General features: G+C 54.8%; 13 protein-coding genes. All 13 read right to left on the reverse strand.

The features are described 5' to 3' along the window. Positions 1-86 precede the first annotated feature (86 nt). The 13 genes from NST04_RS20305 to NST04_RS20365 all read right to left on the reverse strand — a co-directional run bounded on the left by NST04_RS20305 (position 87) and on the right by NST04_RS20365 (position 16,424). The gene (locus NST04_RS20305; protein WP_341185856.1) at positions 87-1,619 is read right to left on the reverse strand and encodes a methyl-accepting chemotaxis protein; all 1,533 of its coding nucleotides are present in this window, start codon (positions 1,617-1,619) and stop codon (positions 87-89) included. A 926-nt stretch (positions 1,620-2,545) separates the two neighbouring features. Then, entirely contained in the window at positions 2,546-4,132 is a 1,587-nt protein-coding gene (locus tag NST04_RS20310) for an FAD-dependent oxidoreductase (RefSeq protein WP_341185857.1), read from the reverse strand. A gap of 27 nt (positions 4,133-4,159) precedes the next feature. Beyond that, a complete protein-coding gene (locus tag NST04_RS20315) occupies positions 4,160-5,077 on the reverse strand; it encodes an ROK family protein (RefSeq protein ID WP_341185858.1) in 918 nt (305 codons plus the stop codon). Between the two features lie 598 nt (positions 5,078-5,675). Then, positions 5,676-6,509, reverse strand: coding sequence for a MurR/RpiR family transcriptional regulator (locus NST04_RS20320; protein ID WP_341185859.1), 834 nt, complete (start codon positions 6,507-6,509; stop codon positions 5,676-5,678). After that, a complete protein-coding gene (locus NST04_RS20325; protein WP_341186807.1) occupies positions 6,496-7,203 on the reverse strand; it encodes an N-acetylmannosamine-6-phosphate 2-epimerase in 708 nt (235 codons plus the stop codon). The genes NST04_RS20320 and NST04_RS20325 overlap by 14 nt, the downstream gene beginning before the upstream one ends. Positions 7,204-7,368: 165 nt before the next feature. After that, entirely contained in the window at positions 7,369-8,898 is a 1,530-nt protein-coding gene (locus tag NST04_RS20330; protein ID WP_341185860.1) for a DUF4127 family protein, read from the reverse strand. After that, on the reverse strand, positions 8,891-10,627 hold the full coding sequence (locus NST04_RS20335) for a protein O-GlcNAcase (protein ID WP_341185861.1): 1,737 nt from the start codon (positions 10,625-10,627) through the stop codon (positions 8,891-8,893). The genes NST04_RS20330 and NST04_RS20335 overlap by 8 nt, the downstream gene beginning before the upstream one ends. Positions 10,628-10,645: 18 nt before the next feature. Then, complete coding sequence (locus NST04_RS20340) at positions 10,646-11,464, reverse strand: carbohydrate ABC transporter permease (RefSeq protein ID WP_341185862.1); 819 nt, start codon at positions 11,462-11,464, stop codon at positions 10,646-10,648. Then, positions 11,464-12,345, reverse strand: coding sequence for a carbohydrate ABC transporter permease (locus NST04_RS20345; RefSeq protein WP_341185863.1), 882 nt, complete (start codon positions 12,343-12,345; stop codon positions 11,464-11,466). The genes NST04_RS20340 and NST04_RS20345 overlap by 1 nt, the downstream gene beginning before the upstream one ends. 85 nt (positions 12,346-12,430) lie before the next feature. Beyond that, on the reverse strand, positions 12,431-13,753 hold the full coding sequence (locus NST04_RS20350) for an ABC transporter substrate-binding protein (RefSeq protein WP_341185864.1): 1,323 nt from the start codon (positions 13,751-13,753) through the stop codon (positions 12,431-12,433). 616 nt (positions 13,754-14,369) lie between these two features. Further along, on the reverse strand, positions 14,370-14,894 hold the full coding sequence (locus tag NST04_RS20355) for a TlpA family protein disulfide reductase (protein ID WP_341185865.1): 525 nt from the start codon (positions 14,892-14,894) through the stop codon (positions 14,370-14,372). After that, positions 14,891-15,610: an ABC transporter ATP-binding protein gene (locus tag NST04_RS20360; protein ID WP_341185866.1), complete on the reverse strand. Its 720-nt coding sequence runs from the start codon at positions 15,608-15,610 to the stop codon at positions 14,891-14,893. The genes NST04_RS20355 and NST04_RS20360 overlap by 4 nt, the downstream gene beginning before the upstream one ends. Next, positions 15,603-16,424 (reverse strand): ABC transporter permease, encoded by an 822-nt coding sequence (locus NST04_RS20365; protein ID WP_341185867.1) that lies wholly within the window; start codon positions 16,422-16,424, stop codon positions 15,603-15,605. The genes NST04_RS20360 and NST04_RS20365 overlap by 8 nt, the downstream gene beginning before the upstream one ends. Position 16,425 lies beyond the last annotated feature (1 nt).

Genomic DNA, 16,425 nt, shown 5'->3' on the forward strand with positions numbered 1-16,425 from the left:
CGAAATTTGCAACACAAAAAAGCGAAACGCTTGAAGCTTCGTTTCGCTCTTTGATCTCAACTAAAGTGTTTCATTCCAGTTAGCCCTTACAAAGTTCGCAGAATATTTAACAACTCCTCCGACATCCGGCTCACATCTTCAATCGACGCATTGACCTCTTGAGTCAGAGCAGCCTGGGCTTCGGTGAGGCTGGACATGCTGTTAATCCGTGTAATGATGTCATCAACCTTCTCATTCATCTGCTGCATGGTGGTTTCAATGTTGCCCGATGCCGTCTTGCTGTGCTCCGCGAGCTTCCTCACTTCACCAGCCACAATGGAGAATCCCCGGCCGTATTCGCCCGCATGGGCAGCTTCAATTGCAGCATTCAGCCCAAGCAGGCCTGTCTGGTTCGAGATCTCGCTGATGAATTGGGTGATCTCCTTGGTCTCCCCTGTCTTGACCTTGACTTCCATGGCTGCCTTGTGCGATTGTTCCTGGACCTCAGCCATGTCCTGAGCCTGCTCGGTAACCGACACAATGCCGCGGACGATCTCATTAATCGCTGCGAGCAAGCCCTCCATCTGTACATTGACCTGCCGTACAATTTCCTCTTTGGTGACTTCGTGGGTAACATCCCGGATCGTACCGGCAACTCTCAGAGGGATGCCCTGCTCATCGCGAACAGTTTCGCCGCCTGCGTGGTACCAGCGGTACTCGCCATTTTTAGAGCGCAGCCGGTAGTTCACTTTATAGTCTGTCTGCCCGGTGTAATCATTCAGATGATTGGCGAAGGCGTCCAGCGTGGGCTGAAGGTCCTCGGGGTGTAGCTGGTTGCTCCAGCTGCTTAACAGGTTCGGGAAATCATGCTCGCCTTCAAAACCAATCGTTCTGCGGAACTGCTCTGACCACCAGAACTCATTATCCGGGTTGACCGGATCGCCTGCGATAACCACCATATCCCAAGGTGCTTCCACCAAGGCGCGGTTCACCAGATCGTAGCGGACTACCAGTGCGCCCAGCTCATCCTGCTTGATTTTTTTGTCATGAATATCCAGCAATGCTCCGGCTACCATAATAGGCGATCCGTCAGCCGCACGTACGGTTGTGCCTGTCGCCTGGAACCATTTGTACTCACCTGCTTTCGTCTTCAGCCGATACTCTATGTCGTATTTGATCGTGCCCGTCCGGTCCAGCATATGATCCGCGAACAGCTGCAGTACGCCCTCTTTATCCTCGGGGTGAAGGCAGTTGGACCAACTCTCCAGTACATTCGGGAAATCATGCTCATCCGTATAGCCGATCATCCGGCGCAGCTCATCGGTCCACCTGAACTCGTTGAGCGGATTCACCGGATCTCCCTCGTAAACATCCATTTCCCAGAGGGATATCTCTATCGCTTCGGTGATCATATTTAATCTGACCTTGTAGTAGTCCTCGCGTTTATGTATCACGGACGTTAGTCGCGTTAACAATGCTTGCAGTTCATCAGGGACTGCGGCAGAATAGGTATCGGCTTGTTCTTCTTCCTTGCGTTCAGCCCGATCCACATAGTTTCTTAATAGGCCGATCAGCTGATGGTCTGTTTGGGGCGGCGCACCTGCGTGTGTGTTTCCTTTGAATCTGTTCAGAATTGGCATGTTCTCTCAGTTCTCCTCATCTCATGGTGTACGCTGCTTGGGAAAGCTAGATTGAGTATATAACAGGCCTGAACTTTTATATATAAATTTATATTTAAAATTTAACATAAAACAACGGCAGAATAAGACTTGACAAAAAGTCTCAGACTGCCGCTGTTATTGGACTAACGTTTAGCGTTATCTTAAGAATTTCCGGAGAAATCTAATCCACTTGGGCTCGTATGCTTGGCTAATTGGAAGTCCTTTATAATAAATATTATAAGGGTCCATTCCCCATAGCTTTAAAAGTCCTTCAGGAACATCATACTTATTTACAGGTGAGCTAGGATCTGCTCTGAAAAAAAACTCATTACATGCAACACAGTACAAAATCAGCGATTTATCAGAGACATATGCATAAACATTAAGCTCAGTTTTACAGGTTTCACATTTACATATTCGATTGCGGTTTAGCCAATCAATAAGTAATTGCATGTTATCCATTCCCCACTGCAAATAGTATGTTTAATTAAAGAATTCTAGATCAACATCCATTAACCTGCCCCTTAGCTCCAAGATGCAATGTAAGTCTAATACTTTGTTTTCCAGATTAGAACTTGTTTTTTGGGATAAGGGAATTAGTTGGATTTCTACACTTCCTGATGGACGATTAGGCCATAGTACGATAGAAGTTGGAAAAAAGGCACTTAATTTTGCATATTTCCTGCTAAGGAGCGTGACTGAAGCTATTTAGTTGTACAATTTCCACTTGCTTCCTCCGTTTCTGCTAAAACCAATAAAACAAGATACGTTTTTCCAATTGCTTGCTGCCAGGTAACATCTACTAAGTAGACCATACCAAAAAGGCACCCCGCTGACGGGGCACCTTACCTTGGATATGTGACTATAGCCAGTTAAGTTAGGTTGGATTGCAGGAGCATGTGCGCTTAGGCCTCCAACTCCTCTGTGGTCCAGTGCAGCTGGACGCCGAGCGCAATCAATTGCTGCTGATAGGCCTCCAGATGCTCCGCATTTCCCCTGACCGCCGATGGTTCGACCTGTTGTCTGATGGCATAGGCCGCGAGGGTGCCTGCCGCCTCGCCGATATTCCATTCTGTAGGATGCAGGCGGTAGCAGCCGTTCGCAATCTGGGTCATGGATATGTTTTTGCAGGCCGGGATCAGGTTCTTAACCCTTACCGGGATCAATGATCCAAGAGGAATCTCATAAGGATGATTCGGGATATAAAAGGTACGCTGGCTCACTGTCGTGGGATGAAGATCCAGATGATAGCTGCCTACCCCAACGCTGTCCTCATAGCACTTAGGCCCGGACGGCCCGCGCAGCTCCTTGCTTACATCCTGTTCCGCAATAGTGTACAGCCCGCGAATGCGCCGGGATTCCCGGATATACGGGGCCTTGGCCAGCCCGTCATCCGTGCCGAGCACATCCCCGCGCAGCCTTACACCCGGGTAGCCCTTCCCGCCGTCCAGGCGGGGCGCTTCGGTCTGAAGCCAGTACACGAGTGAGAGGGTGAGCTGCCGTGCTCCCTCCAGATGCCGCTCCCGTTCCTCCGGCGATACGCCGATAATTGGCCCGGCATAGTAATCGTTCAGCGCCCAGTTTAGCAGAGTGACTTCGCCGTCATTCAGGGGCTCCGTCCAGATGGCCGGGTCTACGATCCGCCGGTAATCCCACAGGGAGACAATTCCTTGCTCATTCGGGAACATCGTGAACTGCTTCAGCTTGGTCGTATCGTCAGCATCTGAAGCGTACCAGCTTAAGATCGGATACTGTGAGAACGATGGGACATATTCGCGCCAGTAATCATAATCTCTTGGACGCGGTATTGTATAGTCTCCATCCGGCACATAGTCCACCGCCGCCACATGGGTAATCGATTGCATGTCGAGCGGGTCTGCGAGTTCTAGTGCGTGCGGCTCCCCGGTCTCGCTGCGGGCTTCAGCGCCGCTGACATGCTCGACTCCGGCCAGCGGCAGCAGATCGCCGCATTCCGTGGCGTCCAGATAATAGTCGCCGCTCAGCCTGATAAGGTCACCGCCCGGTCCCTGCCGGACAGTCACTCCAGTCACGTAATCCCCTTCAGTATCGGCCGCAACCGGCACCGTATGATAGAGCACCTCAATCCGTCCGGTGTTCACATATGGAGCCAGCATCTCCTGAAGAACAGTCAGTGCCACCTTAGGCTCATGTGCTAATCGGCTAACCCAGCCGTTGCCGGGATTCAGTATCGGGTCGCTCTTCGCAGCTTCCGTAAGCGGATAATTCCGCCTGTAATAGTCTCTGACCCTGCTGCGGAATTCACGGTACGAGGCAGTGCTGCCGGATTGCTCAATCCAGCGGTGCTCATCCGGCGGTACCGCCTGCGAGGTCAATTGCCCGCCCAGCCAGTCCGTCTCCTCCGTCATAAGTACCCGCAGCCCCGCCTTGGCTGCAGCCAGTGCCGCCGCCGTTCCTCCAAGGCCGCCGCCAATAATTACAACATCCGAACGCTTCTCCTGTTCGCCAGTCATCTCTCCATCTCCTCTCTGCCGCAGCAGTTAGATCTGTCCATCGCCTTCGTCCTGGCGCAGCCGTTCCAGAGCCAGCCGGGCCGCGCCGAAGCAGCCGGCACGGTTGCCCAGCGCCGCCGGCACGATCCGGGCGGCCAAACTGCCGCCCGCCTGCCCGGCAAGCAGCGGCCACCAGACGGCACGGCTCTGGATGACGCCGCCGCCGATAATAATCAGCTCGGGGTCTACCGCCGCCCCGATGTTAGCTGTCACCAGCGCCAGGTCCGCTGTGAAGCGCCCAAGCACCGCGAGCGCTGCCGTATCGCCCTGCTCCGCCGCCGCCATAATCTCCCGCCCGTGCGTATACGCCCGGCCGGTCTCCTCCAGTGCCAGCCGCAGCAGCGCCTGGCCGGACACATATTGCTCCGCGCAGCCGCGCTTGCCGCAATTACAGGGGCGACCTCCCGGCACCAGCACGCTGTGCCCCCAGTCGCCACCGCTCCAGGCGGCTCCGCGCAGCAGCCGGCCTTCCGCCAGATTCGCCCCGCCGACCCCGGTGCCCAGGGTCAGCATGACCAAGCTCGTCCTGCCGCGTCCCGCGCCCAGCCAGGCCTCGCCGAGCAGCGCCGCGTTGGCATCGTTATCGGCCGCCGCAGGCCGCCCGAAGGCAGCTTCTGCCCACTGCGTAAGCTGCATGCCCTGCCAGCCGGGGAGATTATCGGTGGCATAGATCACCTCGCCCGTATCCGCATTCACCCTGCCCGCAGAACCAATCCCCAGCGCTTCCACGGCAGGATGCTCCGCCAGCAGTTTCTCTATCAGACTATGGACCTGGCCGAGAATAACCTCACGGCCTAGCCGGGCCTCCGTGTCGCGCCTGGCTTCCGCCAGAACCGCCCCCGCTTCATCGGTCACAAGCCCCTTGATGCCCGTCCCCCCGATATCCACACCTATGACTTGCCGCATTCGCACCACCTCCACTACTGATTCTGTACCACACGGAAACGGCGCTGCCATCCTTGTAGGTTAGGTACCGTTTTAGGGCTTAAGTTTCAGCTCATAAGTGACAACCTCATATATCTCCATTCGCCTGCTGTCTGACGGCATAGAGCATGATCCCTGAGTAACAATACACTTGTAATCGGTTTTCCGATTACATCTGGCCATCTGCCCTCTTGCGAGCGCATTGTAATCGGTTTTCCGATTACATCCAGCCATCCGCTCTCTCGCGAGCGCGTTGTAATCGGTTTTCCGATTACATCTGGCCATCTGCCCTCTCGCGAGCGCATTGTAATCGGTTATCCGATTACATCCAGCAACACGCCGCCCAGGCTCCATTGTGTTCGGTTTTCCGCCTACATCTGGCCAACGCGCCGCCCCCGTCCCTAATGTGTTCGGTTTTCCGTCTACACGCCTTTTTGTCATACCCTACCTCGACAGACGAGCTCAACGCCCCCTATACTACCAACGCTGTTCCCTCAACCGGAATGTAATGCATCATTCACTATTTCTTCTTTTCTCCCAGTCGTTTCATTTCTCCCTACCACTTCATTTCCCCCGCACCCTAATAAATCCGGTCAATGACCGCCCGGGCGGTCAGCTCCTTCATCCGCTTGGTCTCTTCGGCATGAAGCTGCTCCAGCCCCTGGCAGAGCAGGTCGATAATGAACAGCTGTGAGACCTTGGCACCTACAGAGCCGCCCTCCAGCGGCGACTCCTTCCCGGCCGTCAGCAGCACAATGTCTGCAATGGAAGCAATCGGGGACTTGGCATAGTTAGTCATGGCAATGACCTTGGCCCCGTTCTGCTTGGCCTTCATCAGCATGTCATTCGTATCCAGTGTGCTTCCTGATACACTGATGCCAAAAGCCACATCGCCCGCCCCCATCGTCACCGCCATCATCGACTGAATGTGGCTGTCGGAATTGGCCTCGACCCGCCGCCCGATCCGCAGGAAGCGGTTCTTGGCGTCCAGCGCCGTGATTCCTGAAGATCCTACGCCGAAGAACTGGATATACCGGGCCTGATCCAGAGCCTCAACTGCCCGCTGTAGCTGCTCCCGGTCCAGCATGCCCAGGCTGGATTGCAGCACACCAACCATCAGGGCATACAGATGGTCAGCGTAATCCCCCTCGCCAGCCCCCTGTTCGCCGTCCGCCAGAGTCTGCCGCTTCGGCAGCCCCTGGGCCAGCATCAGCTTAAAGTCCTGGTAGCCCTTGAAGCCGATTTTGCGGCAGAAGCGCATCACCGTAGTCTCGCCCGTTCCGGCAAAATCGGCCAGCTCGGTCACAGACAGATAGATCAGATTATCCGGGTGCTCTAGCACACACCGGGCTACCTTTTGCTCTGACTTAGTCATGGACGGGTAATACGTGTTAATCCGGTCATTCATTTCCATTATGGTTCATCCTCACTTTTCTCGCCGCTGCTGCGAACGGCCGGGTGATCAGCTGCGGCCGGGTAATTGCGGAGCCTACCACCACCGCGTAGGCTCCGAGCTCCAGCGCTGCCTCCACTTGGGCGGGCTGGCTGATCCTGCCTTCGGCGATGACCGGAATCTTCAGCTGCCGTGCAGCCTGCTCCAGCAGCTCCAGATTCGGCCCTTCCTGCTGGCGGGAATACGGTGTATATCCCGACAGAGTAGTCGAGACACAGCTGACCCCAAGCGACTCGGCATATAACGCTTCCTCCAGTGTGGAGATATCCGCCATGGAAGCGGCCGGGCTTGCCTTCAGCAGGTCTATGATCTGCTCCAGCGTACAATGCTCCGGCCGGGTCTGCCGGGTCCCGTCAAAAGCTATAATATCCGCCCCTGCTTCCAGGAGCTCCTCAATCTCTCTAAGCGTAGGGGTAATATAGACGTCCGAATCCGGGTAATTGCGCTTCACGATGCCGATCACCGGCAGCGCAACCGCCTGCTTGATCGCCCGCACATCTGCTGCTCCGTTCGCCCGGATGGCTGCGGCCCCGCCCTGTGCTGCCGCCACCGCCATCCGGGCCATAATCTCCGGCCCGTGCAGCGGCTCATCCGGCAGTGCCTGGCAGGAGACAATCAGCCCCAGATGAAGGCTTTCCAGTATATTTTTGCTCAGGGTCCCCACCCTCTCTCTTGTATTCTATATCCATTGAACAAGTACAACATCAGAATTTATTTTGTACATTTAAAATGCCTGCAGTGCCTGTGTTTTGGCCCATTTGGGAATACACCTATCTCTGAATGTTTGCTTCCATTGAAAATGGATAGAGCCAACTTGCCCTCACGAGGGGACATACTCTGCAGATAAGCCCACCTCAAACATCCGGTTCCAAGGCATATAGCAATCGGTAATCTTCACGCTCCCCGATGGACTATCAATCCGTACAGCCAGCTCCTCACTCAGCCGTTCCTGTACTCGGGCAGCTACGCGCCCGCGCGGTCCGTCCAGCTCATATTTGCCATAGCCCATCTCCTGCACAGGGCCATCACTAAGCTCTCCGCGCACTCCTGAACAATAGCATACATCTTCGGCATAGCGGAGCGCCAGGAAATCCAGATGGCCTGTTGTACGTCCGTAGATCAGATAGATCATCGCCTGCGAAATTACGGTTCCCAGCGAGTTGGAGCTGGTATTCCAGGCGGCGTATCCGGCCAGATCGAACAAGAGGTTCTTCTGCCGCAGCATCTTAACCAGCTTCTGGTCACCGCCATTGGCATACCCGACATCTGCTACAGCCACCGGTATCTTCCGGTCACGAAGCAGATACTCCCCATACTCCACCAGCTCCATCAGATTCCGGTAGATATCATAGCTGAAGTAAGCATGATGCTGCGACACCGCTTCCGCCATTGTCTCGCCCGGTGTACTGACCAACAGAACCAGATCCGCCTCCGCAGCGCTGGATGCAATTAATCCGCCTGCGGCCAGAATCTGATACTTCAGTGTCTCATAGAAAAAACGATCCTCGAACAGCGGCGTCACAAACGCCCCCTGCACAGCGGACAAACGCGGGTAGATCATTCGCCTCCGCCCTTCGGCCATATTCAACATCCGGGCAAGCAACGTGCAGCCTACCTCATCTGCTCCCGGATACATATATACCTTAAGCTCCAGATCAAGTGCCGTGATCCGTGCCCGCATTTTCTCCTGATCCTTGGCGGTATGCCCATACGGCGCCGAATCATCCTGCGGAACAATCATGAAGTCAATCACCCCGTCCCGCACCAGCTCCAGCGCCTGCTTGTTCGCTTCAATATTCATTGCTCTGCGGCCAAGATAATCCTGCAGCACCTCTGCCGGGAGCCGGAGATCGATATCGGCCAGCTCACGGATCTCCTCATCCGTGGCAATCCCGAGCTCCAGCCTGTGGCCTATGAAGCCCTTACGGAAGATCTCCCGGCCCCAGTCAGCATAATAATCCGGCTCCTCGTCCGATAGTGAATACTGCGGACAACGCATAATCAGCTGGAATGCATACAGCTTCAGCTGCGGATAACGCCGCCGGATCTCCCGCAGCCGCTCCAGACGCGCAGCCAGCACTTCAAGCTCCAGCTGGTGCAGCCGCGAGGGAATAATGCCTCCGTAGAGCAGCGTATCCAGCGCAACCACCGCACCGTCCGCTCCTTCACAGGCAGCCTCGAACCAGGACCATAGCTGTTCAACATCACCCGGACGTTTCTTCAGGCCCATAATCCCGGCTGGCGGACGCTCTACCCTATAATCTGTTCCCTGAGCCAGCAGATAAGGGAATTCATAATTGCAGGGCCGCTCATCCAGCGGAACTAAGACCAGTGTATGAAGCTTAGTCATGTCTGTCCCCCTCCTCTGTCTCTTCGTTCAACTCCGTCTGGATCTCCTCTTCCATCTCCGGCAGCTCGATCCCCAGCGCCTCAGCCGCACGTACAGCCGGATCACTGCCGAGGCGTACACCGTAGCTGCGGCAGGTCTCCAGGCGCTGGTAAACTTCCGCCTGTGCCTGCGGGTTCAGCGGGTCCTCCAGTTGCCTGCGGACAGCCCGCCACAGCACTGCATCCGCGATCGCCCGGCGCAGCCATGGCCCAGCTTCTTCTATGAACTTGGCGTTCTCTAAGCCGCCAAGCCGCACGGCAGTCTGCTCCAGCCGGCTGAAATAGGCGTCCAGCCGCTCCAGATCGCGCTCCGCCAGCGCATCATCCAGGTCCGGGTAGCTGCCGGAATACAGGCGGCTGTTCAGATTTTGGCGGCAGAAGAACATCATGTCCTCCGCAAGCTCTCCGGCGAATTCACGCACGGACAGCTCCCAGGACAGCTCCGGCATGTAACGCTCGCTGTTCCACATATAGTGGGCCATCGTATTAAGCGTGATCTTGGAGCATTCCCACTGATTCATTGGATTGGCGACGACCGCTGTATGCCCGTACCTGCCGAGCCGGGAGCTGCGCCCGCGCACCGGATCGAGGAACAGCCGGTCCTTGTCACAGTCATTCACCGGAATATTGTCCCACAGCCACAGCTCATGCCCGTAAAAGCCATGGTTATCCTCCGCATGCCGCCGGCCGATCTCCGGGGCGAAGACGAAATATCCGGTCCAGAACACCTTGACAGCGGGATGAAGCTGCTCAAGGATATCCTTCTTGTACTCCGTGTTCCAATACGACCAGTATTCCGAAGGACACATCGCCAGGGTGAAGTGCGGCAGACATTCGGCTAAGTAATCATAGACCCGGTTCGTCACATAAGCATGGGCGGTCCCGGAGCGCTCCAGGAACTGCTTGTTGTCACCTTGGAGCACATAATCTATGTCATCCATTAATAGTGCGAAATGCCGCACTCCAATCGCAATCATGGCCGCAAGCTTCTCCTCCAGCTTCAAGAAATCCGCACTGCTGCGGAATTCCAGATCATTGCCCGGGCTGATACAATAGTAGAAATCCACCAGATGCTTGTCGCATTCCCGCTTCAAGTCATGAATCTTGGCAAACACTTCATCCGGGTAGGGCTCACGCCACAGCTTCCGGTGATAAGGATCATCCTTCGGCGCGTACATGAAGGCGTTCATCCGGTGCCCGCTCATATATCTGACCGAATCCATCCGGTCGGCGAAGCTCCAGGGCACGCCATAAAAGCCTTCAATAATGCCCCGCACCGGAAAAGAAGGCTCATCCTCCACCGTAACCTCCGGCAGGCGGCAGCAATCCTCCTCCACGGTGAGGAGCATTGTCAGCGCATCCAGCCCGTATTTTAGCCCCCGCCGGTTAGACGCAGCAATGACCAGCTTCGCGTCCTCTCCAATCACCAGGCGGTATCCGTCCGCAGCCAGCCCGGCGTCATACTCCAGCATCAGCTGCGCATTGCCTTTATCGGCGGTGGCTACGCCCGGTCCCGCCGGTTCCAGAATTACGATGTCTCCGCCTTCTTCCATCAGACCGTGGACATCCTGATTCATGGCATACCGCGAGGCCAATTCACAGCGCAGCTGCGGGCCCTCTAATACCAGCTCTTTCCCTTGCGTATAATAATCGCGGAACAGATACTGGCAGTCCCGTAACGAAATTCCCATTGAGTTGTGCCTCCTTAGTTAGCCTTTTATAGCTCCGGCAATCCCTTCCATATAATACTTCTGCGTGAATAGGAACACGAGGATGATCGGCAGCACCGAGATCATGGTTCCGGCGGCAATCCAGCCGAAGTTATAGGAGAATTGCCCGTTCAGATACGTCAGGGCCGCCGCGAGCGGATACTTCTCCGGGTCGTCCAATACGACAATCGGCCACAGGAAGTTGTTCCAGAAGGCCATGACCTCCAGCAGCCCGATGACGGCAATTCCCGGCTTGACGAGCGGCATCACCAGTTGGATGAAGATCCGCAGCTCGGAGGCTCCGTCCATTTTACCCGAATCCCGGATGTCTGCCGGAATACCCAGGAATGTCTGCCGCATCAGGAAGATATTGAACACGGATACCGCAGCCGGAAGAACAACACCGAAGAATGTATTGCCCAGCTGAAAAGCCTGAATCGTCAGATAATGCACAATCATGGCGGTTGCCGACGGAATAATCATGGTCGAGATCAGCAGTGTGAAGACCAGATTTCGGCCCTTGAACCGGAAGGCTGCCAGCGGATACGCTGTCAGACAGGACAGTATAATGTTGAACACGACTCCCAGCAGCGTGATGATGACCGTATTCAGAATGTAACGCGGGAAATTCATGAAGTTCCACACCTGCACATAGTTGTCGAACGCAATGAAGGTGGGCAGAATCGCCGGCGGGTTCGCAAACACGTTGCGCCCCGGCATCAGCGAGACGCTGAGCAGCCACAGGAACGGACCCATCATGAACAGGGCAAGCAGGATCAGCAGCAGGTATGTTATGAAATAACGTAAGCTACGCGGCATCAATAGGAATTCACCCCGCCTTTCCGGTTCAGTCTGAATACAAGTACACTAAGCGCTCCCACCATCACACTGACGATCAGCCCGAGCGCCGAGGCATAGCCGAAGTTGAACTGCTCCAGCCCTTTTTGAAAAATATAGACGCTTGAGGTCAGCGTGGACGTTCCCGGCCCGCCCTTGGTCAGAATGTAGACCTCATCGAACACCCGGATCGCGCCCATCACCGAGATTAGTGTACAGAACAGAATATGCGGTCGCAGCAGCGGCAGCGTTACATGTACAATCAGCCGCAGCGGCCCTGCACCATCCACCCTGGCAGCCTCATACAGATCTGCCGGAATGCCCTGAAGCCCAGCCAGATAGAGCATCATATAATAGCCGAGACCCTTCCACATCGTAATGAACATTAGAACATACAGCGCCGTGCTGCTCGTGGACAACCAGGAGACCTGTTCACTGATCATCCCTGCCTTCAGCAGCAGGTAATTGACAACTCCGTTATTGCCGAGCAGCCAGCTCCAGATCAGCGCTACCGCAACCATCGAGGTCACGACAGGTATATAGTAGGCGGCCCGGAACATTTTGACTCCAGGAATCCGGCTGTTGACCAGAATCGCCATTAAGATCGAAATGATCTGAATCACCGGCACAATCAGCACATATACCAGTGAATTCCACAGTGAAATCAGGAAATTATGATCCTGAAAGGCCCGGGTGAAGTTATCCAGACCTACATAATTCGTCTCGGCAATGACCGAATAATTTGTCAATGAGAGCGGTACTCCGTATATAATCGGCCAAAAGGTAAACACCGCCAGAAACAGCAGCCCCGGCGCCATAAACGCCCATGCAGTAAAAGATTCAGACCGAAACCCCTTGTACACCCGCTACACCTCCCACTCCTTCAAATACCCTCAATTGATATGAATCGGGGGAGAAACTCCCCCTTATCAGCTATGCTTCAGCAACTTAGGAACCCTGACTGATAATATTATTGACTTCCTTCTCTACCTTGTTCAGCGTCTCCTTGATGTCTGCGCCGTTCATCAGAATCTCCTGCAGGCCCCGTGCCAGTGCAGAGTTAATATCTGCGGCGCTTGGGACGCCGACCATATAATCGGTAGCCTTGTCGAGACTCTGCGAGGAAGCCACCTTCGCTTCAGCTTCGAGTGAACCGTCAGAGTCGGTGAAGAACGGATCTTGAATCGACGCCTTGCTTGACGGCAGTGTGTTGGCGACCTTGGAGAAGGCTGTCTGGTTCTCGGCGTTCGTAATGAAGGCGGCGAATTCGACAGCCTGCTGCGGGTTCTTCGACTTTTGCGGCACCACCAGGTTCATGGAGTTGGAGAGACGCAGATTCGCTTTGCCTGTCGGCAGCGGGACAGCGATGGTGTTCTTGTAGACATCCGGCGCGGAGGTCTTAATGAAGTTAATGAACGTCGGGCCGGATAGCTGGAAGGCCACCTGCTCACCGGAGAAATACTGGATTTGCTTGCTGAAGTCCGCATCCTCCTTGAGTACCACGCCTTCCTTCATCAGATCGCGCATCTGGGTGATCATGGCCTCGGCTTCCGGCGTATTGAAGGCTGCGGCCGTCTTGTCCTCGTTCAGAATCGGGATGCCGTCAATCGGGAACAGCTTGGAGACCAGCTGCTGCGCATATCCCGCAGCCCCGGTCTTCTCATGAACCTGGCGGGCCCACTCCACCAGCTCCTCACGGGTCTGCGGCGGACTGGCAGGGTCGAGGCCGGCCTTCTCTACCAGCTTTTTGTTCATGAACAGCACCTCTGTGCCTGTGTACCAGGGAAGCGCGTAAGCCTGGCCGCCCAATACCGTAGAATTATAAATCCCCTCAAAATAACTCTTCGCCTGCTCATCCGTCAGGTACTCGTTCAGATTCAGCAGCGCTCCCTTACTGCCTAACTGGCTGGCGAATTCGGTGTTCAGATTCACGACATCGGGACTCTTGCCGCTCGCTGTACTAGTCAACAGCCGCTGTGAGATTGCATCATAGGGATAGTCCTTCCACTCCACCGTCACCCCGGGGTGACTGCTCTCATACTGGGTGATCAGATTATTGAAGTAATCATTGAACGTAGGCTGAAGTGCAATCGTCCAGAATTCAAGCTTCACCGGCTCTGCCGCAGCCGTAGCTTCAGCGCCCGTGCCGGGTGCTCCGGTGCTTCCGGCATCCGGTGTCCCCTTGGTATTGCCATTTCCTCCACAAGCCGCAAGCAGCATAGACATGGTCAGCAGCAGCGATACTGTGAAGCCCTTTCTGTTAGTTCCCACACCACATTCCCCCTCAGATTAAGTGTAAGGCGAGCGCCCTTCCCGCGTCAGGATTCCTGACTTATTGCTCCCTCTTTGCAATGAGTATAGCAGAAATTTTAATTAAATGAAGTATTTTTCCTAAAATAAATTAAAAAAAGAAATAATTTTTCTTTTTTTGAGTTCTAAAATCAGATTTAAAAAGAATGGATAAGCTTGTTAAACCCTATCCACCCAAAATCTAACGGACCGGAGAGATCTTATCCCCGCGAAAATGCCACTTTTTGCAGTGTAACGGACTCAGGCGACCTTATCGTCCTTCTACGAGTCGTTTTGGAGCTGACGCGCAAAGGATAAGGCCTGTGGAGTCCGTTAATCGCCCAAGTGACGACTTTCTTCCCGGATAAGAGCACCTCAGTCCGTTACGCCAAGCCAAATGCCCCTGAAGAACAACACCCGCTTTGAAAAGTTGGGCAGAATTGCTAAAAAGTAAAAAATCCCTTCTGGGAATTTTCTTCTGAGATAAAAAAAGCGAAACAGTTAAATCGTCTGTTTCGCTTTTTTTGAAAGATAATAATTATCTGTATTTCATGACTTTGGGAGAGCTTACCGTTTTTATACTTTGTATAGAATATAATTATTCAGCTCCAGCCTCAGCCAGCCATTGCTTGAGCGTATCGAGATCTCCGATCTCTCCGGCCACGATTTTGCTTATCCCGCCCGCCTTATTGATGATATAAGTTGTCGGCAGTGCATTGACGCTATACGAGGCAGATATCCTTCCGGTAACATCGATAATTACGGGAAAAGAGAATTGCTGCTCCGCCATATACTCCGATACCGTCCCCTTAGATTCTCCAGCGTTCACGAACAAGGTCTCGACTGGAAGCTCTGCGGATTGGCTTAGTTCATTTAAGAGCGGCATTTCCCGCATACAAGGCTTACACCAGGTAGCCCAGAAGTTAAGCAGCACGACCCGGCCCTTGTATTCACTGAGACTCACATTCTCCCCCTGCAAGGTTACCGTTTCGAACGCCGGAGCTGAAGCACCTGCAGTCATTCTCCCGGCCGGAGGCTGGCTGGACTGCTGAAGGTACACCCAGATTCCGGCAGCAAAGGCAGCGGCAATAATCACCAGAGTAACGATCCGGCGCAGCTTCATCCCAGCCCCAGACTGTGGTGAAAGGCGGCGTACAGCGAACCGAATTCTGCCCGGATCTCTGCGGTCGTACCTGCCCCCACATGTTTGCCCTGATTCAAGAAGACAATCTGATCGGCCACCCGGTCCGCAATCTCCAGCTGATGGGTGGAAAAGAGGACGGTATGCCCCTCTTCCCGGATGTCCTGCAGCAGCTTCACGAATTCGTTCATCCAGAACGGGTCCAGCCCGTTGGTCGGCTCATCCATAATCAGGAGCGGCGGCTTCGCCAGCAGCGCTTGCGCGAACAGCACACGCTGGCGCATCCCCTTGGAAAAGGTAGTCACCAGGCTGTTGCGCTTATCCGCAAGCCCGACTAGAGCCAGTACTTCCTCTACTCTCTGTTTGCGTCTGGGAATCCGGCGCAATGCCGCCCAGAAATTCAGCAGCTCTTCCGCAGACAATCCGTGGCTGAATTGATAATCATCCGGCATATAGCCGATTTGCATGGAAAAGCGCTTGCGCGATTGCTTCCACTTCAGCCCGTTTACCGTAATTTCGCCGGAAGTCGGCTGTAGAATGCCGGCTACCATCCGCAGCACCGTGCTTTTGCCGGCTCCATTCCCGCCGCACAGGGCAAGTATACTGCCGCCGGGAACCTGGAAGCTGATCTCTTCAACCAGTGTTTGCCGCCCTATGACCTTGGAGATTTGCTTCACCTGCAACAACGGGTTATCCACGGGAACGCCCCCTCTCCCAGATCCAATATACCGCTAAGATGGACAGCAGCACCCAGGCCGCGCAGACCCCGAGGAACAAGAGGCTGCCGCCCGGGCGGCTAATCCATTCCACCCACTGATAATATTCCGGTCCCAGGACGGACCCTCCGCCCAGCTTCACCACCACGAACAGGCGCACCAGCTCAGCCGGATTAAGAATCGTCAGCACTATCAGAGCAGGCTTGATCCAGAGATACGGGAGCAGCCCGAGGCCTGCGATCAGGAACGTCGGCCAGCCGATTACGGCGAAGAACCAGACCGCTACCGAGATCGTCAAGGCCTGCCAGCGGTTGCGGGATAACGAGCCGATGAAGAGGGCAAGCGTCAGGAACAGCAAGACCAGACCTGCCGAGAAGGCCAGGAACAGGAAGTAAGTATCCGCCGCAAAAGCCATCCCGAGCAGGCCGCTGACCAGCCCCATCAGCCCGTAACCAAACGCTACAATCGTCAGCAGGACAGCGGCTAGACCGGTGTATTTTCCCAGAACAAAGGATAAGGTTCCAATGGGATAGGTGGATAAGAGCTGCCAGCTTCCATCTTCCCGTTCCGAGGTCAGTGAGAAGGAGCCCAGAAATAACGTCATCAGCGGCAAAAGATACAGAATCAGGCTCAGCATGGAGCCCGTAACCGCAGTATAGCCTTCGACTACGTTATTCGCATGGATCAGCAGCAGCCCGAGACTGAAGGTGCAGAATAAGACCAGGAAAGAATAGGCCCACGGGTTGCGGAAGCCCATCTTAAGCTCTCTGCGGGCAATATGCAGGATGTCAGCCATA

Source organism: Paenibacillus sp. FSL H7-0756, from assembly GCF_038006765.1.
In the GTDB taxonomy this organism is placed as follows: Bacteria; Bacillota; Bacilli; order Paenibacillales; family Paenibacillaceae; genus Paenibacillus_AQ.